At 45.7% G+C, this 26643-nt stretch carries 26 protein-coding genes; 11 read left to right on the top strand and 15 right to left on the bottom strand.

Annotated features, from left to right (window positions below):
• Nucleotides 1–59: 59 nt before the first annotated feature.
• Together tsf and rpsB are read right to left on the bottom strand one after the other, a co-directional pair.
• The gene (gene tsf, locus SOHN41_RS06415; RefSeq protein WP_007646787.1) at nt 60–911 is read right to left on the bottom strand and encodes a translation elongation factor Ts; all 852 of its coding nucleotides are present in this window, start codon (nt 909–911) and stop codon (nt 60–62) included.
• A 120-nt stretch (nt 912–1031) separates the two neighbouring features.
• Nucleotides 1032–1760, bottom strand: coding sequence for a 30S ribosomal protein S2 (gene rpsB, locus SOHN41_RS06410; RefSeq protein ID WP_037458301.1), 729 nt, complete (start codon nt 1758–1760; stop codon nt 1032–1034).
• Nucleotides 1761–2069: 309 nt separating this feature from the next.
• On the opposite strand from rpsB, the gene map reads away from it, so the two are divergent.
• From map to SOHN41_RS06390, 4 genes are all read left to right on the top strand, one after another.
• Complete coding sequence (gene map / locus SOHN41_RS06405) at nt 2070–2870, top strand: type I methionyl aminopeptidase (RefSeq protein ID WP_007646782.1); 801 nt, start codon at nt 2070–2072, stop codon at nt 2868–2870.
• Nucleotides 2871–2891: 21 nt separating this feature from the next.
• Nucleotides 2892–5474, top strand: a complete 2583-nt coding sequence (glnD, locus tag SOHN41_RS06400) for a bifunctional uridylyltransferase/uridylyl-removing protein GlnD (RefSeq protein WP_007646780.1) — start codon at nt 2892–2894, stop codon at nt 5472–5474.
• 25 nt (nt 5475–5499) lie between these two features.
• On the top strand, nt 5500–6324 hold the full coding sequence (gene dapD / locus SOHN41_RS06395; protein WP_007646778.1) for a 2,3,4,5-tetrahydropyridine-2,6-dicarboxylate N-succinyltransferase: 825 nt from the start codon (nt 5500–5502) through the stop codon (nt 6322–6324).
• 228 nt (nt 6325–6552) lie between these two features.
• Nucleotides 6553–6906 (top strand): DUF3718 domain-containing protein, encoded by a 354-nt coding sequence (locus tag SOHN41_RS06390; RefSeq protein WP_007646775.1) that lies wholly within the window; start codon nt 6553–6555, stop codon nt 6904–6906.
• A gap of 98 nt (nt 6907–7004) precedes the next feature.
• Here SOHN41_RS06390 and SOHN41_RS06385 read toward each other — a convergent pair whose 3' ends face one another.
• From SOHN41_RS06385 to SOHN41_RS06355, 6 genes are all read right to left on the bottom strand, one after another.
• Nucleotides 7005–8936, bottom strand: a complete 1932-nt coding sequence (locus tag SOHN41_RS06385; protein ID WP_007646773.1) for an HD domain-containing phosphohydrolase — start codon at nt 8934–8936, stop codon at nt 7005–7007.
• A 177-nt stretch (nt 8937–9113) separates the two neighbouring features.
• Nucleotides 9114–9989, bottom strand: coding sequence for a formyltetrahydrofolate deformylase (purU, locus tag SOHN41_RS06380; RefSeq protein ID WP_007646771.1), 876 nt, complete (start codon nt 9987–9989; stop codon nt 9114–9116).
• A gap of 241 nt (nt 9990–10230) precedes the next feature.
• A complete protein-coding gene (locus tag SOHN41_RS06375; protein WP_007646768.1) occupies nt 10231–11712 on the bottom strand; it encodes a PTS transporter subunit EIIC in 1482 nt (493 codons plus the stop codon).
• Nucleotides 11664–12128 carry a flavodoxin gene (locus SOHN41_RS06370; protein WP_007646767.1) on the bottom strand — a complete coding sequence of 155 codons (465 nt, stop codon included), beginning with the start codon at nt 12126–12128 and terminating at the stop codon, nt 11664–11666. The genes SOHN41_RS06375 and SOHN41_RS06370 overlap by 49 nt, the downstream gene beginning before the upstream one ends.
• Before the next feature lie 407 nt (nt 12129–12535).
• A complete protein-coding gene (gene truC, locus SOHN41_RS06360; RefSeq protein ID WP_007646763.1) occupies nt 12536–13393 on the bottom strand; it encodes a tRNA pseudouridine(65) synthase TruC in 858 nt (285 codons plus the stop codon).
• Complete coding sequence (locus tag SOHN41_RS06355) at nt 13380–13700, bottom strand: YqcC family protein (RefSeq protein WP_007646761.1); 321 nt, start codon at nt 13698–13700, stop codon at nt 13380–13382. The genes truC and SOHN41_RS06355 overlap by 14 nt, the downstream gene beginning before the upstream one ends.
• 160 nt (nt 13701–13860) lie before the next feature.
• Here SOHN41_RS06355 and SOHN41_RS06350 point away from each other — a divergent pair, with 160 nt between their 5' ends.
• Together SOHN41_RS06350 and SOHN41_RS06345 are read left to right on the top strand one after the other, a co-directional pair.
• Entirely contained in the window at nt 13861–14874 is a 1014-nt protein-coding gene (locus SOHN41_RS06350; RefSeq protein WP_007646758.1) for a DUF3549 family protein, read from the top strand.
• Complete coding sequence (locus tag SOHN41_RS06345) at nt 14871–15257, top strand: DUF3301 domain-containing protein (RefSeq protein ID WP_007646751.1); 387 nt, start codon at nt 14871–14873, stop codon at nt 15255–15257. The genes SOHN41_RS06350 and SOHN41_RS06345 overlap by 4 nt, the downstream gene beginning before the upstream one ends.
• Nucleotides 15258–16773: 1516 nt before the next feature.
• Here the strand turns inward: SOHN41_RS06345 and SOHN41_RS06340 are convergent.
• Nucleotides 16774–17079 carry a DUF962 domain-containing protein gene (locus tag SOHN41_RS06340; protein ID WP_007646750.1) on the bottom strand — a complete coding sequence of 102 codons (306 nt, stop codon included), beginning with the start codon at nt 17077–17079 and terminating at the stop codon, nt 16774–16776.
• Entirely contained in the window at nt 17072–17710 is a 639-nt protein-coding gene (locus tag SOHN41_RS06335; protein WP_007646749.1) for a GNAT family N-acetyltransferase, read from the bottom strand. Before SOHN41_RS06335 ends, SOHN41_RS06340 begins: the two co-directional genes overlap by 8 nt.
• A gap of 147 nt (nt 17711–17857) precedes the next feature.
• Between SOHN41_RS06335 and SOHN41_RS06330 the strand changes: the two genes are divergently transcribed.
• Nucleotides 17858–18091 carry a DUF2789 domain-containing protein gene (locus SOHN41_RS06330; protein WP_007646747.1) on the top strand — a complete coding sequence of 78 codons (234 nt, stop codon included), beginning with the start codon at nt 17858–17860 and terminating at the stop codon, nt 18089–18091.
• Between the two features lie 27 nt (nt 18092–18118).
• Here SOHN41_RS06330 and SOHN41_RS06325 read toward each other — a convergent pair whose 3' ends face one another.
• Nucleotides 18119–18514, bottom strand: a complete 396-nt coding sequence (locus tag SOHN41_RS06325; RefSeq protein WP_007646744.1) for a DUF3192 domain-containing protein — start codon at nt 18512–18514, stop codon at nt 18119–18121.
• Between the two features lie 146 nt (nt 18515–18660).
• Between SOHN41_RS06325 and SOHN41_RS06320 the strand changes: the two genes are divergently transcribed.
• Both SOHN41_RS06320 and SOHN41_RS06315 read left to right on the top strand, forming a co-directional pair.
• On the top strand, nt 18661–19044 hold the full coding sequence (locus SOHN41_RS06320) for a hypothetical protein (RefSeq protein WP_007646742.1): 384 nt from the start codon (nt 18661–18663) through the stop codon (nt 19042–19044).
• Nucleotides 19044–19817 carry a Zn-ribbon-containing protein gene (locus tag SOHN41_RS06315; protein ID WP_007646740.1) on the top strand — a complete coding sequence of 258 codons (774 nt, stop codon included), beginning with the start codon at nt 19044–19046 and terminating at the stop codon, nt 19815–19817. Before SOHN41_RS06320 ends, SOHN41_RS06315 begins: the two co-directional genes overlap by 1 nt.
• Nucleotides 19818–19910: 93 nt before the next feature.
• Here SOHN41_RS06315 and syd read toward each other — a convergent pair whose 3' ends face one another.
• Complete coding sequence (gene syd, locus SOHN41_RS06310; RefSeq protein ID WP_007646738.1) at nt 19911–20561, bottom strand: SecY-interacting protein; 651 nt, start codon at nt 20559–20561, stop codon at nt 19911–19913.
• A gap of 59 nt (nt 20562–20620) precedes the next feature.
• Here syd and queF point away from each other — a divergent pair, with 59 nt between their 5' ends.
• The gene (gene queF / locus SOHN41_RS06305) at nt 20621–21478 is read left to right on the top strand and encodes an NADPH-dependent 7-cyano-7-deazaguanine reductase QueF (RefSeq protein ID WP_037458298.1); all 858 of its coding nucleotides are present in this window, start codon (nt 20621–20623) and stop codon (nt 21476–21478) included.
• Between the two features lie 66 nt (nt 21479–21544).
• Here queF and SOHN41_RS06300 read toward each other — a convergent pair whose 3' ends face one another.
• A complete protein-coding gene (locus SOHN41_RS06300) occupies nt 21545–22486 on the bottom strand; it encodes a LysR family transcriptional regulator (protein ID WP_007646736.1) in 942 nt (313 codons plus the stop codon).
• A gap of 123 nt (nt 22487–22609) precedes the next feature.
• Here SOHN41_RS06300 and SOHN41_RS06295 point away from each other — a divergent pair, with 123 nt between their 5' ends.
• A complete protein-coding gene (locus tag SOHN41_RS06295) occupies nt 22610–24598 on the top strand; it encodes an alkyl/aryl-sulfatase (RefSeq protein WP_007646735.1) in 1989 nt (662 codons plus the stop codon).
• Between the two features lie 54 nt (nt 24599–24652).
• Here SOHN41_RS06295 and SOHN41_RS06290 read toward each other — a convergent pair whose 3' ends face one another.
• Both SOHN41_RS06290 and SOHN41_RS06285 read right to left on the bottom strand, forming a co-directional pair.
• Entirely contained in the window at nt 24653–25393 is a 741-nt protein-coding gene (locus SOHN41_RS06290; RefSeq protein WP_007646734.1) for a sporulation protein, read from the bottom strand.
• A gap of 121 nt (nt 25394–25514) precedes the next feature.
• Nucleotides 25515–26474: a 4'-phosphopantetheinyl transferase family protein gene (locus SOHN41_RS06285; protein ID WP_237703907.1), complete on the bottom strand. Its 960-nt coding sequence runs from the start codon at nt 26472–26474 to the stop codon at nt 25515–25517.
• Between the last annotated feature and the right edge of the window lie 169 nt (nt 26475–26643).

Genomic DNA, 26643 nt, shown 5'->3' with positions numbered 1-26643 from the left:
CCTGGTCATAACAAGACCGCAGCCATTGCTGCGGTCTTGGGGGTATTTAGCGTTGGCGATTAAGCCTTTTTAGAAGCAGCGATTTGAGCAGCAACTTCAGCTGCGAAATCTTCTTCTTTCTTCTCAATACCTTCACCCACTTCTAAACGAATGAAGTTAGTGACTTTAGCGCCTTTCTCTTTCAAGAATTCGCCAACAGTTTTCTTTGGTTCCATGATGTAAGCTTGACCAGTCAGAGAGATCTCACCGGTGAACTTCTTCATACGACCAACAACCATTTTTTCAGCGATGTCAGCAGGTTTGCCTTCATTCATTGAAATTTCGATTTGCAGAGCTTGTTCACGAGCTACTACGTCAGCAGGAACGTCTTCTGGGTTAACGTATTCAGGCTTAGAAGCGGCAACGTGCATAGCGATGTGCTTCAGAGTTTCGTCATCAGCGTCACCAGTCACAACCACACCGATACGCTCACCGTGACGATAAGAAGCTAATCTAGCACCGTCGATGTACTCAACGCGACGAACGTTGATGTTTTCACCGATTTTAGCAACTAAAGCAACACGCGCTTCTTCGAACTGTGCTTTTAAGTCTTCTAAAGCGATTTTAGATGCTGCAGCAACGTCTAATACCGAGTTAGCAAAACCTAAGAAGTTCGCATCTTTAGCAACGAAGTCAGTTTGGCAGTTTACTTCTAACAGAACTGCGAAACCTTCGCCGTTTTTGATCAGGATAGTACCGTCAGCAGCGATGTTACCTGCTTTCTTAGCAGCCTTAGCAGCACCGCTCTTACGCATGTTGTCAATTGCTAACTCCATGTCGCCGTTGGTTTCTTCTAGGGCTTTTTTACAATCCATCATGCCTGCGCCAGTACGCTCACGCAGTTCTTTAACTTGGGCAGCAGAAATTGCCATTGTTAAATCCTCTCTAAAAATTCGACTAATTTGCAGATATAAAACAGGGGCCGAATGGCCCCTGTTAACCAATCAAAAATCTTGGTTAATAAGGGTGATGATAATCATCCCGCCTTATTATTATTCGGCTTCTACGAAACCGTCTTGCTCAGCTTGAACAGCTAAATCTTGACCACGGCCAGCTTTAGCAGCAGCAGCTACAGAAGTAGTGTACAGGCGAATAGCACGCATCGCGTCGTCGTTACCAGGAACGATGTAGTTAACACCATCTGGCGCAGAGTTAGTATCAACAACTGCAACAACAGGGATACCCAGGTTGTTAGCTTCTTTAATAGCGATATGCTCGTGGTCAGCACCGATGACGAATAATACGTCTGGCAGGCCGCCCATGTTCTTAATACCGCCTAAAGATTTTTCCAGCTTTTCAAGCTCACGAGTACGCATCAGCGCTTCTTTCTTGGTCAGCTTGTCGAAAGTACCATCTACTGATTGGCTTTCCAGTTCTTTCAGACGTTTGATTGACTGACGAACGGTTTTCCAGTTAGTCAGCATACCGCCTAACCAGCGGTGATCAACGTAGTACTGGTCACAAGACAGAGCAGCTTCTTTGATCGCTTCGCCTGCAGCACGTTTAGTACCAACGAATAATACTTTACCTTTCTTTGAAGCTACATTGCTGATGAAAGCCAGCGCTTCATTGAACATTGGCACAGTATGCTCAAGGTTGATGATGTGAACACCGTTGCGAGCACCGAAAATGAATGGCTTCATTTTTGGGTTCCAGTAACGGGTTTGGTGACCAAAGTGGACACCGGCCTGAAGCATATCGCGCATTGAAACTGTAGTCATTTCTATTACCTTTAAATTTAGGGGGTTAGACCTCCACGTATCCCATGTCTTCGACCCCGCAGTGAATAACTGAGGGCACCCCGAAGAATGTGTCGACACGTGTGTGATTTAGTATTTAGACAAATTGCCATGTATAATGGCCGCCATCTTTAGTTTTGCCATCGCCCAAGAGCGCATAAAGCTGACCTCGGGCAATTCATCAAGACTTAAACATAACGGCGCGCTTTATACCATAAATAGCCCTAAAGCACAAATTTTTGCACAGGGATAGCGTGGCCAATAGACATCGAAGACACAAGAGAAAACGCAATGAGTATCGTCATCAAGACAGCAGAAGAAATCGAAAAAATGCGCGCAGCGGGTAAGCTTGCCGCACAAGTGTTAGAAATGATCGCCCCCTATGTTAAGGCGGGTGTCACCACCAATGAACTGAACGATATCTGCGCCAAGTATACCGAAGAGCAAGGTGCGATTTCCGCCCCGCTCAATTATCATGGTTTTCCTAAGTCCATCTGTACTTCGGTAAATAGCGTCATTTGCCATGGTATCCCAAATGATAATCCCCCACTGAAGAATGGCGACATTCTCAATATCGATATTACCGTCATTAAAGATGGCTACCACGGCGATACCTCGCAAATGTTTTTAATAGGTGACGTGAGCCCGAAAGATAAACGTCTGTGCCGCATTGCCCAGGAGAGCCTGTATTTGGCGATTCGTAAGGTACGTCCCGGCTTAAAACTGGGTGAAATCGGCAATACTATCGAAAAATTCATCAAAGCCAGCAAAACAGGCCTTGAGAAATATTCCATCGTGCAAGATTATTGTGGTCACGGTATTGGTGCTGGTTTCCACGAAGAACCACAAGTGATGCATTATCGCAATGGCGACAACACCATTTTACGCCCAGGCATGTGTTTTACCATTGAACCTATGATCAACGCGGGTCGTCACACCACAGTGTTAGACCGCAATGACAATTGGACGGTCACCACCTCCGATGGTAAAAACTCAGCCCAGTGGGAACACACTTTATTAGTGACTGAAACCGGTGTTGAAGTGCTCACCTTACGGGACGAGGAAGATTTTCCACGCTTTATCAATCACTAAATAATCCAAACAAGGGACTCGATGAATACAGCTCAGCTCGTAAAACTTGCACTAATCGAACAAAATCAAACGCTTTTAGCAAAATTTAAAGCAAAAGTCCCGATTGAAGAGCTCGTCACGCAGCGCTGCCAATTTGTCGACTCCCTCGTCAAACAGGCATGGATACAGCACGGTCTAGACGCCTATGACATTGCCCTCATTGCGGTGGGCGGTTATGGCCGTGGCGAGTTGCATCCCCACTCAGACGTTGATTTGTTGGTTCTGTACGGTGGGGAATTATCCTCCGCAGCCGAAGGGGCACTGAGCGAGTTTATCGCCTTTCTATGGGATGCCAGTCTCGAAATCGGCCACAGCGTGCGAACATTGGACGACACCCTAAGATTGGGCCGCGAAGATATCACTATTGCGACGAATCTTTTAGAAGCCCGTTTGATCTCAGGTCCAGAATCCCTATTCGACCGTTTATATGACGCCATTCGCCAGAGTGATTTTTGGACCTCTAGCGATTTTTTTATCGCCAAACGGGATGAACAAACGGCCCGCCATGCCAAAGCCAGCGCCTTCGATTTAGAGCCAAACTTAAAAAGCTGTCCTGGCGGCCTTAGGGATATTCAGACCATAGCATGGGTCGCCATGCGCCACTTTGGCGCGTCAAGACTTGAAGAACTCGTTCAGTACGATTTTTTAGAACCCGCCGAATTAGAAGAGTTGCTCGAATGTCAGTATTTTCTGTGGAAGCTGCGATTTGCTCTGCATATGACGGTTGGACGCGATGAAAATCGGCTGTTGTTCGATGTACAGCGCCAAGTCGCTGAATTAATGGGGTATGAAGACGCCACCCAACTCGCCGTAGAACAAATGATGAAACGCTACTATCGCACGGTTCGCCGAGTGATGGAGCTTAACGAAATGCTGCTGCAGTTGTTTAAACGGGCAACCCTTGGCCATACCAAGGCACTGGAAATCCAAGCGATTGATAATGACTATCAACGTCGTGGCGCCTTTATCGAAGCCCTACGGGAGGATTTGTTCGACAGTGGCGAAGAAATTGTACGTCTGTTTGTGCATGTGGCGAAAAACTCCAACATCAAAGGCATTTACGCCCCTACGCTGCGATCACTGCGCCGCGCAAGACGCGCCCAGCCGCAAGCCTTGCAAGAAAACCCGCTCTGTCGCCAAGCCTTTATGGAAATTCTGCGTCATCCTCGGGGGATTGTGGCCCTATCGTTAATGCATAAACACGGCGTACTGTCGGCCTATTTACCCGCGTGGCGCCATATTGAGGGGCAAATGCAGTTTGACCTGTTCCACGCCTATACCGTCGATGAACACACCCACAGATTGCTGCTGAACATTGAACGATTCTCTCAGCCCGAACAAAAGGAAGAATTTCCCTTAGGTTCGATTCTGATCAACCAGCTACCCAAAAAAGGTTTGCTGGTGTTAGGCGCGATCTTCCACGATATCGCCAAAGGCCGCGGCGGCGATCACAGTAAACTGGGCAGTAGCGATGCCCTCGCCTTCTGTAAACTGCACGGGTTAAACGACCACGATGGCCGTTTGGTGGCTTGGCTGGTCGAGAATCATTTAGTGATGTCTGTCACTGCCCAGCGCCGGGATATTTCCGATCCCGATGTGGTTGCCGATTTTGCCAATAAAGTCCGTGATGCGGTGCATTTAAGCTATCTATATTGCTTAACCGTCGCCGATATCTGCGCCACCAATGAAAAAACCTGGAATAACTGGAAAGGCTCTCTGCTACGCGACTTGTACTTTTCAACCCAAAGGGTGCTCGCCCGCGGTAAGGAAAAACCCGTCGATATCCGTGCCAGGGTGCGCGAATACCAAGCCAAGGCCAAGAAAGAACTGCTACGCCGCGGACTAAAAGAAAAAGATTTGGATACTCTCTGGCAGCGCTTCAAAGCGGACTACTTTTTACGCCACCAGCCAAATCAAGTCGCTTGGCACGCAGAAGCGATTTTAAAGCATAAACAACAAGATGAGCCCTTAGTGCTCGTCTCTAAGCACACTACCCGTGGTGGCACTGAGCTATTTGTCTATTGCCAAGATAGGCCAAAATTGTTCGCAACTGTGATGGCGGTACTCGACAATAAAAATATCAACGTCCATGATGCCAACATCATGACGTCAAAAGACAATTACGCCCTCGATACCTTTGTGATTTTAGAGCAGGATGGTGAGCCAGTGAGTCAGCTTTCGCGCATTCAAAGTATCCGCAAGGCGCTCGAAAAGGCCCTGTCGAGCGACAGCCCCAAACTGCCACGCTTTAGAAAACTGTCGCGTAAGATGAAACCTTTTAATGTACCAACACAGGTCAGTTTCCTCGAAAGCAGTCGCCATGGTACAAGTATGATGGAGCTTATCGCCTTAGATACACCGGGCCTATTGGCTAAAGTGGGTGATATTTTTTACCGTTGTAACACAACTCTGCTCGCGGCCAAGATCACTACTATCGGCGAGCGTGCGGAAGACTTTTTTATGTTGCAGACCAATGATGGCTTGCAACTTAATGAAACCCAAGAAAATACCCTTAGGGAAGCGTTAATCAGTGCCCTTCGCGCAAGTAATACCGAATCAGTTTAATTAACTAAACCAGTGGGAGAAGTAAATGGAGGCTTTACGCCAACGTATTGAGGCGGCTTTTGAAGCACGCGCCGACATCACACCAAGCACAGTTGACGCCAGCGTACGCAGCGATGTGCAACATGTCATCAATATGCTCGACAAAGGTGAAGTACGTGTCGCCGAAAAGATCGACGGCCAGTGGCATGTGCATCAATGGTTGAAAAAGGCGGTATTACTGTCCTTCCGTATTTTCGATAACGCGGTTATCGATGGCGCCGAAACCAAATATTTCGATAAAGTGCCATTAAAATTTGCCGAATATGACGAGGCTCGTTTTAAAGCCGAAGCCATTCGAGTGGTGCCCTCTGCCACAGTGCGTAAGGGATCATTTATCGGCAAGAATACCGTGTTAATGCCATCCTACGTGAACTTAGGCGCCTACGTTGATGAAGGCACTATGGTTGACACTTGGGCGACGGTTGGCTCATGCGCTCAAATTGGTAAAAACGTGCATTTATCTGGTGGCGTGGGCATTGGCGGCGTACTTGAGCCACTGCAAGCTGGCCCGACGATTATTGAAGATAACTGCTTTATCGGCGCGCGCTCTGAGATTGTTGAAGGCGTGGTGGTCGAAGAAGGCTCAGTGATTTCTATGGGCGTGTATATCGGCCAAAGCACCCGTATCTATGACCGCGAAACCGGCGAAGTGCATTATGGTCGCGTCCCCGCAGGCTCGGTTGTCGTCTCTGGCAACCTACCCTCAGCCTGTGGCAAGTACAGCCTGTATGCTGCGATTATCGTTAAAAAAGTGGACGCCAAAACCCGCGGTAAAGTCGGTATAAACGAGCTACTGCGTATTGTTGATTAACCTTCAATCCTGAGGGTTCGGTCACAATGGACTAAAATGCCAAGCCCTTGCTTGGCATTTTTTATGCTCTAAAACCGCTCTTTTCCTCAAAAAAACACATGTCGTTACACAGGGACACATGCAGATCCAGATCCAACATTTGGATACACTTGACCGCCTAAATCCTCCGGCAAAACCATGCAAAAGCAACTTAACTGAAAAGGAATATCCCTCGGCAAGGAGCTTAAAATGAAATCTACATTGGCAAAATTAGCTGGTATAGCAGCAGTCTGTGCACTGGGCCTGAGCACTCACGCCTTGGCTGCAATGGATCCACAGCTTGAAAATACCCTTATCGCGGTATGTAAAGCAGGTGCCAGCAATAGCTTGGTGTCCTTCAATGGTACGATGAAAGAATATCGGATTAATGAAGGGCGAATATTTCCACGTTTAGTCTGTAATGGTGAGAACTTTCATCAGTTCGCCTTGAGTCAAGGTGCCGATAAAACCGCAAAACGTATAGGACGTTATGTACAAGGTCAGGTGACGATTAAGGATATTGCAGCAAACGCAATCGATGAGGTCTATGCCGTTAATTTTTAATCCATGCACGTTCCATTATTGAGGCGTCATTCAGACGCCTTTTTATTGGCTGATTTATTGATTGACCGTGTGCAATATGTGCGCACGCGATCGATAGGTTAAATCAAACGCTCAACGTCTTGCAGCTCCTTATTTGCCATCGCTATCGCTCGCCAGCCGATGACACCTATGGCATGTTGGGCCTTATTAACGACCACAAGAAACTCAGTGTCTAATTGATTAAGTTGTTGCAAAGCATCTTCGGAGGTAGCCACATCGCTAATCAAGGGGACCGAGTGCTCCATAATTTGATGGGCTTTTTTATGAAGAAAGGCCCTATCCTGTTCCCGTTCTGCAGCGGTGCCTATTAATGGACTCAACCAGTAATCTAAGAGACGTTGAGTAATCATACCTATGATCTTGTGTGTTTCATCCAACACTACAGCAACTTTCGCATGGGCTGTCGTTAATAAACGTTTGATATCGGCAAGCTCATGGTCAAGTGTCACAGCCACTATAGGGTCTAATGCAGCGGAACCTATATGATCACTGAGACTAAGCTCACGGTTAATTAAAATATCTAAACAGGTTTCCACTATTTCCGGATCGAACAGTGTGCCTTTACCCGCCCGTAATACTTCGGTCATTTTAGCTAAGCCTAGAGATGGCCGATAAGGTCGGTGGGAAAGTATTGAATCGACCACATCGGCAACCGCTATAATCTTGGCCTCATAGAGAATGGCTTTATCTTTCAGCCCTAGCGGGTAACCTGACCCATCGAGCCGTTCATGATGCTGTAAAATCATCTGTTTAATCGGCCATGGGAACTCTACACCTTCAACAATTTCTGCACCATGCTGCGGGTGAGTTTGGATTAACGCATACTCTTCCTTAGATAGCTTAGAAGGTTTAGTCAAAATTTGTGAAGGTATGGCAAGCTTCCCAATGTCATGCACCAAAGCCCCAATTTTAAGTCCTTCTAAACGCTGTGGTTCTAAGCCAAGCTTTTCTCCAATCAAATAGCTTAATTGTGCAACTGACTTTTGGTGTCCCGCGGTATAGGCATCCTTTAGTTCTAGCGCCTCTGAAATCGCGCTGATCAGCTGAGTTAAAGATTGGGATAACTGCTCCTTTTGCGCCTTGATAATTTTTGACTGGCGGGAAACGGCCCGTAATGATCTAGGTAACTCTATGGTGTGCCAAAGAATACTCGCAAAGGTAAGCAAAGATCTTGCATCACTGCGAGTATAAGGTTCGTCCCTGCCTATCACACAGACTAACCCTAACATTCGAGCGCGAAATAAGATCGGCACAGCCATATAGCGTCCATTGAGCAGCAACTGATCAAACACAAAATCCTCCCGATGTGGATGATTGTCACTTTCGTTGTGAATGATAGGTTTATAATTTTTGGTACATTCGAGCCATAAACGGCACTCTCGGTCCGCGACTTGGGTACTTTCTCTGGCAAAATCCGCAGCATTAATCTTAGGGGTGGGATATTCAGAACGCGCAGCCAGTGTCAACGAGCCTGACTTCTCATTATGCAACAAAATAAAGCCATACAGACTCCCGGTTAAGGACATGGCTTTCGATACTGCGACACTAAATACCTCTTCTTGGGGAGATTTAATAACATCTTCAATATGTTGTAGCCATGCATCACTTGCTTGAATCGCACGCCGGTAATCCGAGTGTAATTCTTTCATCTGAGGGTCTTCAAAATTGGTGTCGGATAAAATCAAATTCCAACCTATTTGGGGCACTAAATGCAGTGAAAAATGTAACCGCATGCCTTGATCGTCTTGTAACTGAAACCCCACGATTTGCCTTTGCTGCCGAGTAATATCGGCGCAGAGTTCAACATTGAAAGCACTAAAAAGTTCAGAGAGTGGTTGATTGATGATTTGCGCTGCAGAGCGCTTACAACGGGAGTAAAAGGCTTGGCTCATGCGTTGCACTCGAAATTGCCCATCAAGTTGCGCCCATGATAAATTCAAATTGTCAGGGAGATCCTTCATCCCAACGATAAGACTTCGACTAGTTGACATTTATCACTCCAAACCATGACGAGCACATTGGATAAACACTTTACGGGTACTTGCCAAAATATTCTAATAAAAATCTTAATAAACAATTCGATAATATAAAATTTGATATTGCTATGAGTCAATGAGGGCGACAATATCGACGTTAAGCAGATACTCCCACCCAGCGAAAAACCATCCTTAGAATACGATGGTTTTATTGCCATAAACGACCACTTGCTCGTTGAGTACTAGCTGCAATGCCTTACTAAGCACACTCTTCTCTACATCCCGCCCTGCCCTCGCCATTTCTAAGGCGCTGTAGCTATGATCAACGGGAATAACATCCTGCTTAATAATTGGCCCCTCATCGAGGCAGTTATTCACAAAGTGAGCCGTCGCTCCGATGATCTTCACTCCGCGCTCCCAGGCCTGACGATAGGGTGCTGCACCAATAAAGGCAGGCAAGAAGGAATGATGGATATTAATAATACGATTAGGGTATTGCGCCACAAAATCTGGGGTTAATACCCGCATATATTTAGCCAATACTAGATAATCTGGCTCATATTGAGATACCGCAGCGAGCAGTGCTTGCTCGTGTTGAATTCTGTCCAATCCTTCGTGGCTGACTAAATGGAAGGGAATATTGAACTTCTCCGTCAGTTCCCGCAGCGCATTGTGATTACCGACCACAGCCGCAATTTCAACACTTAACCCACCGTAATAGGCCTTCATCAGTAAATCGCCTAAGCAGTGCGCTTCTTTAGTGACCAGCACCACAATGCGTTTTTTACCCGCACTGACCAAGGTCATATGATTCTGTGTTGGCAGTACATCCCGTAAATCCTGCAGCAACTGCTCGCTATCGAATACCCCTTCTAACTCAGTGCGCATAAAAAATCGCCCCTGAGCATTATCCACAAACTCACTATTTTTGATGATATTGAGTTTATGGTTAAAGCAAACACCGGTGATTTTGGCGATAAGCCCTTGGGCATCGGCACAATCTGTCAGTAGGATTTTACGTGCTAAGGTTGGCTGAGCATTTAATGCTTGTTCATGCTGTGACGGCAAAATTTGATCTCCTCTATGGTCCCTCGTTTGAGTGTGCCATAGCTCATTACATCAAACAGCAGAAAATCTAACAAATAACGAGATAAAGCCGACATTTCAGAAGATTCATTCGATAAACCCAAAAATTTAAGCCACTAATTTGGAGAATCTAAGGCGATGGGAGCTATATTGAGACCAGCAAATGAATACCACACGAAAGATCAGCGGATATCTCGACCAATATTCCTCAAAATCAATGGATTTAACGACGAGTATCCAAATAGCGCTGTAGCACTTTACGCAGTGTTTCAGCCTTAGTGCCATAAACCACTTGTACTCCTTTTCCCATCACAATCACCCCCTTAGCCCCTAGCTGACTCAAACGAACTTTATTCACCAACTCAGGTTTATGCACACTTAAGCGCAACCTGGTTAAACAGGCATTCAACTCAACAATATTCTCTCTTCCGCCAAGTGCTGCAATGATCGCCCTTAAACTCTCCTTAGCCCCCTGAGGTTCTTGTCGTTCGAGTCGACCGGGGGTTTTTAAATTAAAGGCTAAAATACTCAATCTAAACAAAAGGTAATAAATGATCGCCGTTAACGGGCCAAGGAAAATAAACCAACTCGTATTGCGAGAAAGGGGAAACAACAGTGAAAAATCCACCAGCCCGTGGGAAAACACTATGCTGTGGTGAATATCGAGCAGAATGCACACAGAATAGGCAAGGCCTGAGAGTAACGCATGGATTAAAAATAAAACGGGTGCCACAAACATAAAGGCAAATTCGATAGGTTCAGTCACCCCAGTCAACCAACTCGCCGCAGCGGCCGAAAGCATAATGCCCGCAACACGGTTACGCTCAGGCCTATCGGCGCAACGCCACATAGCAAGGGCCGCCGCGGGCAGTCCCCACATTTTAATCAAATACCCACCGGCTAGATTGCCCGCTTGAGGATCGCCGGCTAAATAGCGTGCCACTTCGCCACGAATAACTTCCGGCCCCTGCATTTGGTACTGTCCCACTTCCAAATAGAAAGGTGCATTCCAGATATGATGCAATCCTAGCGGAATGAGTAAGCGCTCTAGCGCCCCATACACACCAAATGCAATAGCGGGTTTCTGATATACGGCCCAATCCGATACTTGCTCAATCAGGAGCGATAGGGGTGGCCAAACATGGGCAAGCCCATAACCTAAGCCCATGGTTAAAGGAATAATCAGCAAAGATGCACTACGCCGCCCCTCGAAGAAGGAAAAAATGGCTGGTAGTTGAATATATTGGCTCCAACGCACCGCAAGACATGTGATACCACCGAGCAACATACCGCCTGCAATACCAGTATCTAAAGTATCCATCCCAAGTAAAGACTGGGTTGGAAGTCGGTACAGATCGGCGAGGGCCGCTAAGGTTGCCGTCATCACCCCATATCCAAAAACAGCCGTAAATGCGGCAATGCCTTGATCGCGGCAAAAACCGATGGCAACCGCCACTGCAAACAGCATGGGCATAATAGCAAAAATCAACTTACCCACGGCCAACATCAACACAGTAAGCTCGGCGGGCATAAAAGGAATGGGGCTCACGGTTAACCCCAGCATCACTCCTGCCGCGGGTAAAATAGCAATAGGTATGAGTAGCGCTTGGCTTAGGCGCTGGGCAAATTTAAACCATTGTTGAGTGACAAAGCGACCTAAGCGGCGAGCTCGGATTTGACGACTCGATTCCAACGTTCCAGCCATTTTATTGCTTCTACCTCAGGTTCCATGGTTTCACAGGCATCGATTTCAAGACGCTCAAGGATAGGTTTAGCCCCTAATTCAATCAGTAACTCATTGACCGACTTGCCCGCACCGCAGAAAGTCTCGTAACTCGAATCCCCAAGTGCAATGACACTGAATTTAAGCTCTGGTAAATAGGGGGCTGTATTTTTTAGATGATAAAACCAAGGCTGTATATCATCGGGTAAATCACCTTGCCCCGTGGTAGAGGTCACCACCACTAACAACTCATCCTGGGGAGGGGTAAAATGGACAATCTCGTCCGGTTGCCATAGTTTCGCCTCATAACCGAGCTGAATTAATGCCTTTTCTAAGGTTTCGGCCGTGAACTGTGCACTACCATACACAGTACCAAACACCAGATTTACCTTTCTCATGATATACTCCATCTTGCACTATTAAGCTGAACTTACTTTATTCTCAGGCTTTAGGGCAAGTGACGACGTAAAATTTTTATAAATCAAGTTATTGAGCATGAGGAAGGCGACTGATGCGACAGACCACTAGGTTAAAACACCTCAAACAGCATCACAAAACCACCAAAACTAGACGCAAGCATTACTTCCACGCTGCCCAACAGAACCTTCAATCCCCCCTCGCTCCGACACCCGGTTTTTCAACCTTAGCCAATATGATGCAAAAGCTGCGTCCACAGGTGACAAATACTTCAACCATACAAGACTGATAGCAATACAGGTGTAGATAGGCGCTCAGCAAATTGCCGTGACGTGTATTACTTTGATAAACCCCATCACCATAAACTCGAATAACCAGTCAACCCTCTTTATCTAGGGTTCTGCTCGTTCTCAGCAATCAATAGTGTCGGCTCTTGGCTGAGTACGGCATCATCCCAGCCAAGACCGGAAAATACCTGTTCCCATTGTGGCTCAAGCTCGGTCTCAATGCTGATCTGAATTTGAGTTATGGGGTGAGTAAAGGTGAGTTTTTTAGCGATAAGCCACAGGCGATTCAAACCAAAATGCTCCCGAAAAAAAGCATTCTGTTTACCATCACCATGGGTGGTATCACCTAAAATAGGATGACGCAAATGGGCCATATGCCTTCTTAGTTGGTGCTTGCGCCCCGTCTTAGGGAGAAGGCGCACTAACGCAAAACGACTCGTTAGATATCGCCCTGAAGGATATGGAATTTCCGCATTGAGCAAAGGCTCATAGACGGTCACAGCATCCTGCGCCGCTTTATCTTGGCTTGCGTATTTATCTCCCACTTCATCGAGTTCGACTTTGAGGGCGTAATCGAGCACACCAGACTCATGCATATTGCCACGAACTAATGCAAGATATTGTTTTTCAACAGTATGATTAGCAAATTGTTCACAAAGGTCATTGGCAACTTCACTACTCTTAGCAAATAACAATACACCGGATGTGGGTCTATCTAAACGATGCACGGGGAATACATGGCAACCGACTAAATCACGAGTCAACTGCATAGCAAAAAAACGCTCACGGCGGGCCAAATAACTACGGTGAACGAGTAACCCTGCGGGTTTATGAATCGCAACTATATATTCATCTTCAAATAAAATAGTCAACTCAGGCGCTTGTTCGTCAGCGTCCCCTTGAGAGGAGGGGTCTAGTGCAGTATCGGGCATCTCCAGCCATGCATCATCTTGGTTCATTTAACAACATATCCAATTCGTTTAAGACACCAATTAACAACTGTAACTGGCTCATGTTTTGCCACACATGCTGTGCCATTGGTGCAATAGCAATTTGCGATGGTAATGGCTGCCCGGCGTCAATCAGCGCTTGCATGCGGGGGATAAAAATAAACTGCAGCCATTGCTCCAAGGGCATAAGATCACAGGCAAATGGGGCTGTACTTGCCATAGCCTCATCGGAGGGGGCTGTGGTTGACCACAATCCAGTTTGACGTAAACAATCAGATATTTGCACCAGTTTTGTTCGCGTTTGACTATATAACATTGGTTTCAAATCCACTGCACATTTAGCGCGGGATAGCGACATCCCCAAGATGCCCACACGCTCATTTGGCCGATTAAAGTCTGGCAATCATACCATCTCGCCCTAGTTCCCCCTATAATGTCGCCAATTTATTGAACCTTTTTGATGATATAGTAGCCAAATGACTGAAATTACTACTCTTAGCCAATTTTTAACCACAGCCAAAACCCAGTTTCAAGTGTATGATCTAGGTCGCAGAGTGCAACATATTGATCTGCTGGCGTTTCATCAAATCGAATCCCTTGCAACTCCCTATCCCTATCCCATTCAGGGACATGCACAATTTGCTATTGTATTTTGGGATGTGAGTCAGCAGCATTTTATCTGGTTCCTAAAACTGGCGTTAGATGAGCAAGGGCTACTTTCACCCGCCCCCCGGTCACAATTTATCGAAATGGTGTTAGCGGCTCTAGGGCAAGATCCCACCCAGCCACTTAGCGATGAGCAACAGGAACGCCTTGCAAATAACCCTTTTAGCTTTAAGCCAAGCCAAGAAAAGTTAGCGGTATTCAATGCCCTAGTACGTAAGCAATTAGGGCAAAGGGCATCAACACAGTACGAATTTGCAATGCAATACCTTTCAGGTCAACTCGCTTCCAACCAATGGCAACAGATAGGAATGCAAGGCATTGCCGACGTATGCGTACGAGTTAACGAGCAGGACCATGAGGCACACATTACGACCAGTTTTGATACCGCAGCAATGGAAGTGCAAATCGCCCTTTGCCAATGTTTAGAGCATGTGCATTTAAGTCCAATCCTTGCCAGCAAAATTTTTGACAAACTCACCATGGCCCCTGTTGAGTACAAAACCTATTTTCTTCGTGCATTAGCCTCCAATTGTGACCTAAGTCAAAAGGCATTTATTCATTTACATCAAGCATCCCTGCTAGATGCCAATTGCCTGCTCAGTATCGCTGGGCGTAACTGGACAGTGCTAAAGCAAGAGGTGAATCGCAGTATTTACTTAGAGGCACTAGCCCTTCAACCCCAAGCCTTTTTTAATCAGGTCTTTGCTGATATTGTGGCTATCCCTAGTTTACGCAATCAACTACTAGGTGAATTAAGAAACCCCAATCGTAGTATTCAACTATCACAAGCCATAGGTGGTTTGTTTAAGGCAGCAAGCAAATGATGTCAGATTTACTGTTAATTATTGCATTGGTAGTGATTGCCGCATTCTTTTGGCAACTACGGCAAATGGCAGAATTAAGCCGTATTTTTGCCGAGAAAGAATGTTGTCGGCAAAAAGTTCAACTATTAGCGATTGCCATGGAAACCGCCCGCCCAAGCCTTGGTGGGACAACAGGAATATGCTGGAAAGCTAAATACTTGTTTGAATTTAGCACCGACGGTATCAATCAATACAGTGGTCATATTTGGATGCTCGGCAAAAAAATTCAAAAAATTGAGTGGCCGATCTTCCCTGAGCCTGAATGGCATGAAGCACCAACGGCTCAAGGCAAATTTGGTGGTTGTGGTAGCCAAAGTGGCTGCAATTCGGGGAAATGCCACTAATGTTGAAAAGCGCTTAGTCAATCATAGGAACGGTTAAGTTGACCCAATACAGAATTTGAACAGTCTCAAAAGAAAGGGCGTGATCCTAAGATCACGCCCTTCTGTTCTTTGTTAAGCTATCCCGCTATTATTGTGCTCCCTGCACCATCCATGCGTTAACAAGCATCCTGCCATCCTTGCTCAATCCTTGATATTTCCCTGTACCTAAGTACTTCCCTATCTCTTGGCGTTCCTTTTACCAAGCTTGCTCTTTCCTGAGCGGTTCCACCATCATCCATGAAATAGGTATATAAGCATCCCTTCTATTGCACTCCATGTGCCATTGCAGTCCTATGCAATTAGGCTATCTGTCCTTGATAGTCTTCCCTTCCGTGGAGTCTATGCGCTCTCATCCTGAAAGCCTGTGTCCCTACCATTCCTCCAGTGTTCATTCTTTAAACACTGCCCAGTCATCCTGACTGCTAACATCCTGTTAGATGTAATTCCCTCTACGAAACCAATTCTACGCCAGAGTACTTACGTCTTATATGTGAGTAGAAAAAAAAGTTAGACGTAACATTAAATACACAATCCAAAGCCGAATCTAAGTTATTAATTAATAATAACCAACTTAAACTAACACGCCATTTTCGGCCAAAAAAACTTACAAATTGCTTACATCCTTGTGAGACATATCTCACACGCAGTTAAGCAATTCAGCATGTCTCGCTTCGTGAGCACACCTTGCGAAAGCGAGCAAAATTCAATCTCGAAACCTCAACACACCCTAACAAAATACAAAAGAAAAGGGCGCACTCTGTGCGCCCCATTTATCCTTTGTAAGCCACCCTGCTCGATTCGTGCTCCCTGCACCATCCATGCGTATGCTTGCTTCCTGTCATCCCTGCGTTAACCTGTGTTATTGAGTCATAACACTCAGTCCCTTGATCCGACTCGTCCTGTTCGGAGCCTGCCATATCCTATGACCTAATCCTATCGCATCTGCATCCTGCGGATGTCTCTTCCATGAATTGAGTACAAGCTGTTCACCCTTATACTATATCCCTTATCCCGATACTTCCTGTACCGAGAAGATGCTTAATCCTTAAGCCTGTCCTGTATTCACCCTGAAACTCATCTTCCTGATAAGTACGTTGTCCTGATATCGTCCATGAACGAGCAACCTTGCTTTCCCTTAGCCTATCCTAGACAGATGACAGTTTCCTTACTATCAGAGGTTCAAATCCAAGAACCTAAACTGTAGCCTCCTGCATCCCTCTCGCCTGTATTGCTATCCATGTTATCCATTCGCTTTGGCGATGAATAAATTCTACGCCAATCCCGCTGTTTTTGTTCCGTGAGAAGAACACCTATCAGCCTAAAATTTGTACGATAACGAGCAATGATCACACAAAATATTGATTGATAAGTAATTTTAAAAACATCAATAGCAAAACAATCCAAAAAAACATTTTATCCTACAGTCTTTGTAAGCGATCTCTCACAAGGGTATGAGCATCTCACTGGTGCCGCTCATTTAATGCCTCAATAAGTTACGAAGCATCTGTACGAACATCACCCAATCCCCCATCAAGCTATACAAAGGATATTGAAATGTAGCTGGTCGATTTTGTTCAAAGATGAAGTGCCCAACCCATGCAAACCCATAACCCACCACAGGAATAAACCATAATAGCCATCCGTTATTTGTGACTATGGCGCCCACCAGTAACAGCAACACTAAGCTGCTGCCGATAAAATGCAGCCACCGACAAGTTTTGTTTTGGTGCTGTGAGAGGTAAAAGGGATAAAAATCAGCAAAACATTTGTATCGTTCATTCATCTTGTTGACCCGCATAAAATAATAATTGCCCAGGCACACTGCCAATAACCAATTCGCCCAGTGAGACAAAATCATGCTGAGTCAATAAATGCGTATGACTTTCTTGAGTAGTAAAAACCCCGATACCATCGAGCTCGGGCTGTTCATCACACCAACTCACAACGGCCTGTACGAGCTGATGGCCTAAGCCTTTACCCTGTTCATTCGGAGCTAAGGCAATAAACTGCAAGATCCCACAGTGATTGCTAGGTAACAACTCCAAAATTGTCGACTCTTTTTTCATCATAGCTTGGGTCGATTGCCATCCCGTACCGAGCAACATTTTTAAACGCCAATGCCAGTAACGCCCTTCTCCGAGCGGCACTTCTTGAGTCACGATACAGGCCAACCCAACTAAACGCTCTTGGTCAAATAACCCAATTAACGCTTGTTTTTGTTGCCATAGTGTATTGAGTTCTTCACGAATAGCGGCGCGCAGTTTTTGTTCGTAGGCAAACTTGTCGGAAGTAGATAGCGCTTCGACAAAAAAGGGATCATCATGGTAAGCATTATAGAGAATTGAAGCGGCAACACGTAAATCTTCGGCGGTCAAATAAACAGCACGACACTCGTCCAAGGTTTTATTGTCCATTATTAGAATTCCTTGATTTAGATCACACTCTTATGAGTACTAATCAATGTAACAAGGAAACAAGAAAGTGCAAATTTTAATCATGAATTGCATTTTTCAGAGAGTCGCATACCCTAGGTTAAGACACATATTGGAAAGGCATAACAAATGGATACCACACCCGTAGACTTAACGCATTTATTTGAACAGCTGGGATTAGATAATCGCCCCGCAGCCATAGTGCAATTTATCGCAAACCATAAATTAGCGTCTCACATACACTTAAGCCAAGCGCCCTTTTGGACATCGGCCCAGAAGAGCTTCATTATCGAAGCGCTAGAAGCCGATGCCCAATGGACTGAGCTTATTGAGCAACTAGATACTCAGCTCAGAAAGCCCTAATCTCGTAGGGCTTACGGCTAGGCTCGGTCAGATTTTGCTATAGGCTGTATCACCCCAGCCCACTAGCGCATTATTGCTAAGGACGATTGGTGTACATTCGTCCTTAGTGGTTTTACCATCACTGTGGGTATGTTGGGTACGATAAAAAAGCACTAACACTTCTTTATTGGCTTCGCCTTGCTGAATATAAGCCTCACTCAAATCAGCGGTTCCCATTAAGGTGATGACCTGGTCTTTGCTCATTCCAAGGCTGAGTTTAATGAGATTATTGCGATTCTTATCCTGCACTTTTTCCCATGACTCGCTGCTATCCCAACCCGATTCGCCATCACCAACATTGACCACGCAGCCACTAAGACCTAAGCTTGCAAGCCCTAAAAACGTAACTGCGATAAGTTTGCGATTAAATCTAGTGTTCATCATATGACTTCCTGTGTAATTGTTATTGAGATGCTGCAAAAGCAAAATACACGCCAAAAATGTAACACATTGTTGTTTAATGATAAAATTAACATTACATGCCGGGAGTTAGTGTAAATGACAACTCGAATTAAGGAATTTCACTCATTATGAGTCCCATTGACCAAGTATTAGCTGCGGCACGCGCACTCGAGGCCAGCGGAAAAGTCCCTAGCTTAGCCTTAATTAAGACTCGCCTAGGTAGCAGTCTGCCTTTACCTATATTGATCCAAGGCTTACAGCAATTTAAATCTATGCCTAAGGCAGACCGCGAACGTTTAGCCGAGCAGCAAGTCATCAGCCCGACAACCGAAGTAACTGCAACTGGCGATACCTTAACCCTTGCGATGCTCGCCGAGCGCCTGCAGATGCAACAGGCGCATTTTGATCGTCATGCTGAGCAGCAAAAAGCAGAAATTATGCAATTAAAAAGCGAACTGCTTGAACTAAAACAACGCATCGACTTATTAGAATCCCAAGGAAAAACAGCTTAATGTTTGTCACTGAACTGCGCTTCGAATGCTTCGCCGACACCACAATATCTGCCGCCGAGAAAGCCATTAATCAGCTCCTCGAGGCCTATCGAGCCAATGGCCAAGTATTAGGACGGGAGTTTGCGGTCGCCTTTAATGACGGTGAGTTTAGGGTGCGACTATTAACGCCTGAAACTAACAGCCTAGCACACAAATATCACAGCCCATGGGTGAAAAAAGCCTTAGCTGAATTAACCGAAGCCAAGTTACTTGCACCACGGGAAAAGTTTATCGGACAAGATATCAATTCTGAGGTCAGTAATACCGATATCCCAAGCTGGCAATTGCTATATACCAGTTATGTACATATGTGCTCTCCCCTGCGCAGTGGCGATAATTTATTGCCCATTCCCCTGTACCGTATACCTGCAACCTTTAATGGCGACCATAAGCGTATTATTCGTTGGCAGAGCGAATGGCAAGCCTGTGACGAACTGCAAATGGCGGCGGCCACTAAAGCTGAGTTTGCCGCGCTAGAGGAATTATCGAGTCCTGACAGCGATTTATTTCGCAGAGGTTGGGATTTGCGCGGCCGTATCGAATATCTCACTCAGATCCCGACCTATTACTATTTATATCGCGTCGGCGGCCAAGATTTAGCTTCAGAAATGGCGCGCCCCTGCCCTCGTTGTGGCAGTCAAGATTGGAAGCTCGATGAACCTCTATTGGATATGTTTCACTTTCGCTGTGAGCCTTGCCGTATCGTGTCTAATCTATCCTGGGACCATCAGTAACTTTGTGGTGAAGCTTGTCACTTGGCAAACTCAAGTGCACCAATCAGCCATTGATACCGATATGGCCTTGAGTTTGCGAAAGTGCACCTCGCGTTAACGCTTGCCCCTAAGGTTGAACCACATACGTTTAAAGCTGGCAAAAATCCCCGGATGTTCTAATGCGGGCATAGATAATTCTTCATGTTTTACGGGCGGCGCAATCCGCGGTGACAGTGACTCGATAAATTCAGCAAGGCTAGAAGATAATTGCTGCGATGGGAGTTCCCCTGGAATTTCAATCCAAACGCTGCCATCGGCATTATTGACTGTCAGCATGTGGTCACCATCGTCTAAAAGGCCAATAAACCAAGTTGGTGGCTGCTTGAGTTGTTTCTTCATCATTAAATGGCCAATGATGTTTTGTTGCAAACAATCAAAATCAGCTTCATTCCATGCTTGCAACAATTCGCCCGTGCCCCATTTAGAGTCAAATAGCAAAGGGGCTGCAAAATACTGACCGTAAAACACATTAATATCGGGCCAGAGGCTTAGTTCAAGTGCATGCTCAAGGTTGGCAAAACTGCCCTTCTCATCACGCTTAATCGGTTTCCAAGTGATAGCTGCATCCGGATCTTGCAAAAACTCACCTTGAATACACAAAGATGGCTCACCCTGCGGGTAATATCGCGGTAATTCACCTAAAGTTGATAGGTAAGACTGATGATAGTTTTGCAAAAATTTATCGAGCGCAGGTAGACAAGACACTTAAGCACAATCCAATTTCAGGTATAATGTGCGCCTATTTTGACATGGAAACAGTATTGATGACACAGAATCACGATCCCTATAGTGATGCAAAAGAGCTTACGGGCTTAACCTTAGGTAAAGCTACAGATTACCAAGCTGAGTATGATGCATCACTGCTGCAAGGGGTTCCCCGCTCACTAAACCGTAACGCTATCGATCTGGGTGAAAGCTTACCCTTCCACGGTGTTGATATCTGGACGGGTTATGAGTTGTCTTGGCTGAATGCAAAAGGTAAGCCTATGGTCGCCATAGCCGATATCCATTTGAGTTATCAAAGCCAAAATCTGATTGAGTCAAAATCCTTCAAACTGTATTTAAACAGCTTTAATCAGACCAAATTCGACAGTATAGATGCGGTCCAAAAAACCTTAGTGCAGGATTTAAGTCAGTGCGCTCAAGGCGAGGTCACAGTCAAGATTATCGAACCCAAAAACTTTGGTATTCAGCGCATTATCGAGCTACCAGGCACCTGTATTGACGATCTCGATATTGAAGTCAGCGATTATTGTTTTAATCCTGATTACTTAGAAGACAGCACGGACGATAAGCAAACGGTCGCAGAAACGCTCAATTCAAATCTGCTGAAATCTAACTGCTTAATTACCTCGCAACCCGATTGGGGCAGTGTGATGATCCGTTATCAAGGGCCTAAGATCGATCGCGAGAAACTGCTACGTTATTTGATTTCTTTCCGCCAGCATAACGAGTTCCACGAGCAATGTGTCGAGCGGATTTTTGTCGATTTAAAACGCTACTGTCATTGTACTAAATTAACCGTATACGCCCGCTATACTCGCCGTGGTGGCTTAGATATTAACCCTTATCGCAGTGATTTTGAGCATCCAAGCGAAAGCCACAGGCTAGCAAGACAGTAAACTAAGGTTACCCACTTAGATAAAAATCTAAGACAAAAACTGAAACTAAGCTCTGGTTCACTTGTACTAGCCGCAAGTCTGATCCAGCGCTTTTTCATTCACTGTGATTGCACTTGCTTTGAGCAAGAGGCTTCGTAACCATTGATGACTCTGGTTTTGAGTGTACTTACTGCTCCACACCATATACAAGTCAATTGGCCTTGTTTTCAGTGGCATAGGTAAAATCTGTAAGCCAAACATCTCAGCGTACTGGCTGGCATAGCGTAAAGGCGCTATGCCTATTGCCTCACTTTTACCGACAGCAGCAAACATACTCAATAGGGATGACTGCTCGCTATACATCCTGCGCCTTGGCAACACACCTTCGGTAAACAAATCTCCCGCAGTCAGGTTAAAACGCCGCAGATTCAAAAAGACGTGTTTCTCCGCAAAATACTGTTCATGGCTAATGACGCCTTGAATACGGGGATGCTGCCGACTGGCAATACACACTAAGGTTTCGGTGAAGAGCAGTTTGCTCGAGAGCAAACTTTGCTGCGCGGGTTTAATGTCTATCGCCACGGCGACCCGCTCAAGTAAGATATCGCGATATAAATCAGCCTCCTGTGGCGGCGACTCACGGAAAATCACTTCAACATCCGCATCCTGTAATAAAACTTGTACACCCGCTTGCAGCGCTTCGATAACCGACTCATTGGCATATACATAAAAGCGCCGCTGACTACACTTTGGATCAAAATGCTCAAACCCCAGCAATACGGTTTCGATATCCGCCATAGGCTGCTCAAACTTTCGGTACATTTCCCGCGCCACCGCTGTCGGCTCAATTCCCCGTCCAACACGATTGAACAGTGACTCCCCGACCCACGCCTTGAATCGACTTATCGCATTACTCACCGAAGACTGAGTTAAATCCAACTCCTGTGCGGCTAGGGTGAATGAACGGGTACGGTAAACCACCATAAACACGCGCAATAAGTTTAAATCTAACGGTTTTTGTGTTGGCATAGGAGAAATCACTCATTCACAATATGAATATTACAACCCAAGTTAACTCGAGTTATCTAAATACACAAGCTGGCTATACTCAAACAATCAACGACACACTCTCACTTTTCGATAGGTAAAATGATGCAAAAATCTTTGATGACATTGAGTATTATCGCAGCGTTCTCCCTCAGCGCTACGGCGGCGGAACACGAGCATGAACATATCAGCCTGCACTATCAGGGAAAGCCTGCGACCCAGCAAACCGCTGAGGTCAACAAGGCCACAGCAGCCACACTTAACTATGCAGACAAGAAAGCCTTTGAAGAGTTTTCTAAGAATCTCATCGCCGAACTGGATGAGCCAACTGCCGCTATTTTACGCGCCGAATTCAGCTTTATCGGCGACAAAATCCCAGACACAGTCAACCCATCACTCTACCGTCAAGCGCAGTTGAACATGGTGTCGAATGGTTTGTACAAGGTCACCGATGGCATTTATCAAGTTCGCGGCACCGATTTATCGAACTTAACGCTTATCCGCGGTAAAACGGGCTGGATCCTTTATGATGTGCTGCTCACTAAAGAAGCGGCTAAGTTATCCCTCGAGTTTGCGCTAAAAAACTTGCCTGAGGGTAATGACTTACCTGTGGTTGCGATGATTTATTCCCACAGCCATGCGGACCATTTTGGCGGTTCCCGTGCAATCAAAGACATGTACCCTAAGGTCAAAGTCTATGGTTCAAATAACATTACCAAAGAAATTGTCGACGAAAACGTCCTCGCAGGTAATGCCATGAGCCGCCGCGCTGCCTATCAATACGGCGCAACATTAGAGCGAAACGATCAAGGCATTGTCGATGCCGCACTCGCCAAGGGGTTATCCAAAGGCGAAGTGACCTACGTTAAACCCGATGTCACCTTAAACGGCAAAGATAAGTGGGAAAAACGCACTATCGATGGTATCGATATGGTGTTTATGGATGCCTCAGGCACTGAAGCCGCCTCGGAAATGGCCACCTATATTCCCTCGATGAAAGCGCTGTGGACGGGGGAACTCACCTACCATGGCATGCACAACATCTACACCCTGCGCGGTGCAAAAGTCCGTGACGCCATTAAATGGTCTAAAGATATCAATACATTATTAACCCACTTTGGCGATGATGCGCAGGTACTTTTCGAGGCCCATTCAGCGCCCGTCTTTGGCAATGCGGATGTGAATGCCTACTTAAGAATGCAAAGGGATAACTATGGCCTAGTGCATAATCAAACCCTACGTTTAGCCAATAATGGTGTGGGAATTCAAGATATTGGTGATGCGATTCAGACCACTATTCCTAAAGCCGTACGCGATACTTGGTATACCAATGGTTACCACGGCACCTACAGCCATAACGCCAAAGCCGTGTACAACCTGTACCTAGGCTATTTCGATATGGATCCAGCCAACTTAAACCCACTCCCGACTAAGGATGAAGCGAAGAAATTTGTCGAGTATATGGGCGGCGCCAAAGCCGTACTTGAACGAGCACAAACCGACTATGCCCAAGGCGAATACCGTTTTGTGGCAACAGCGCTGAATAAAATCGTTATGGCAGAACCCAATAACGAAAAAGCCAGACAGTTACTTGCAGATACCTATGAACAATTGGGCTATCAAGCCGAAGGCGCAGGCTGGCGTAACATCTATCTTACCGGCGCCCAAGAGTTACGCGTGGGAGTTCAACCCGGCGCACCCAAATCGGCATCGGCAGATATTTTAGGTGAAATGGAGATCTCGACCCTGTTTGACTTCCTCGCCGTTAAAGTCGATAGCATCAAGGCCGCTGAACTTGGGCTCATCAGGCTTAATGTGATTAACCCCGACACCCAAGAAACGCTTTACGTTGAGCTAAGCAACGGTAACTTAAGCAATATTAAGGTTGATAAACCAATGGAGGCCGATAGTAATCTTTATATCGATAAGCGTTATATTACCGGGATTTTACTCGGCAAAGCGACTCTAAAAGACTTACTCGCCAACGGCACCGCCAGACTCGAGGGTGATAAAACGGCTTTTGGTAAAATCATGTCGACCTTAGTGCAGTTCGATCCCAATTTTGAGATTGTCCCCTTACCGACAATGAAATAACCTCAAAGTAAAAAGCCCTGAATTATCAGGGCTTTTTATTATTCATAACCATTATTAGCGTATATTAGCTTTAAATGCCTCTAGTACTTGGCCGAAGGAAGCCTCGTTAGACAAGGTAAAATACTGGTATCCATCACCTCTAAATCCACGGTCTAATTCGACTAATACATGGGTTTGCTCGGCTTCACATACCAGAGAAACTTCCACTTCGCGCACCGCATTATATCCCATGCTGCGGGGCTTAAATTCCAATTCTTGATAACAACCAGAAGTTGAGCTAAAGGCCCGGGTATTTAAAAAACCTTGCTCCACATCTGCCTTAAAGAGCACATAACCTAAGCTATCCATGGCATTTAATACATGTTCAGCGACTGGTGTTGGTTGAATATCAAGTGCATCGACATCGTTTGGGTCGAGCGCCGTATCAATATCCACCCCGGTTTGCAGCCAAACTTGGCACTGATTGTTCCGTACCGGTAATAGCGTAAACGGCGTTTCTGGATGCAGTTTACCTGCAAAGGGAATTTCACGGATTTCACCGGCCTTGATCTCAAAGGATTCGGTTAAACGCCAACTGGCGAGTTGATGATTTTTAAAATAATTTTCATTGTCACCACTCACTTTTATCTTAGTCAATAATGCGAGATCAAGCCCAGAGATCTGCTGCGCCACATCACCGCCTTTTATCACTATGGTCGCATGAAAAATTTGCCCTGGCTGTAGTCGATTATCCACTAATTGGGTATCAACACTCGCGCCGCCAATACCAATGGATGCAAGCATTTTTTTAAACATGGTATTTCCTTATTGTTCGCGGTTCATTTTGTTTGCCATGAAAACCGCCCAAGGTTTTGTACAACACAGCTCATTTAATGATGGCAATTTACACTCAAGCATAATGGCTAAAAGTGTACACCTAAATCCCGCTAAGCAAAGTGTCAATACTGAGCATCTGCATCGACAAAGCCAATTTGTTCAGGGTCAAGTGGGTTGAGTCGTTCACCGCCAAACTCAATGCAAAACGGTACTCTTCATTCAATCTACCAAAATAAACCTGCCATTGATGGGCATTGGGTGAGCCCAATTGCAGCACAGGAATATTGCCAAATAGCGGAAAATGAGGAGAAACATTGAGTGCGGAGCCCCCCTGTATTTCGATAGGTTTAAACTCAACCTGTCCCAATAAGTCAGGTGAAACACTCAGGTTAAAATGACTATTTTGTGCTAAATCCACCGCCGCTAAATCAAAAGCAAAGGATTTAAGCGATTGAGCTAGGCCTAAACCCGTTGCCTTAATGTAAGACTCCTTTAGTGCCCATAAATCAAAAAATCGCTGCCGTTGGCTCGCCTCCCCCTTAAGGGCTAAGAGTGACGACGTTTCTTGGGGGGAAAAATAGTGATTTAAAATCGGATAAATATCCGTTTTGGGTCTCGACCTCTCAATATCGACACCGAATAAAACAGGTCTCGCATTTTGCGCCTTAACCACACCTATCAATAACCAATCACCGCTATGGCTTAGATTAAAATCCAGTCCTGTCTGTTGCCACTGCGAAACCGTTAGACTCGGTTTACCCTTGGGGCCATATTCGAAACACCAATCCTGTGGATGGAAAGGCTGAGCACTGGCCGATCCTATGTGGGGTAGCACTGTTGATAATACGACACGCAGTGCAGCCCTCACCAGTAACGCATTCATTTGAGCCTTGGGATCACGATAACGAGCAACCTTAGCCCGCTCATCCTCACTCAACCACGCCATAGCCTGAGTTTGCAACTCAGCACTTATCCCCTCAAGCGGAATAAAAAATAGCGCTATCTTGCTCATGGGCTCAACAGGTAAAACATCACTTTGCTCTGCGATTAATCTGCTCATTTGGTGCTCGCGGCTGGGATTGCTGTTGTCATAGTTCCACTGATTAAGACTGAATTTTATGAACATTTTACCCCGTAAAAGGGCAAAACCGCAGTCTTCACAGCTTAACTCGCTCACTTATTACCTAAAAATCCTGTCAATCGAACATATAAAGCCATCCCAGTGCACA

Origin of the sequence: Shewanella sp. HN-41 (assembly GCF_000217915.1) — a bacterium.
In the GTDB taxonomy this organism is placed as follows: Bacteria; Pseudomonadota; Gammaproteobacteria; order Enterobacterales; family Shewanellaceae; genus Shewanella.
This window is presented reverse-complemented; position numbering and strand designations above follow the sequence as displayed.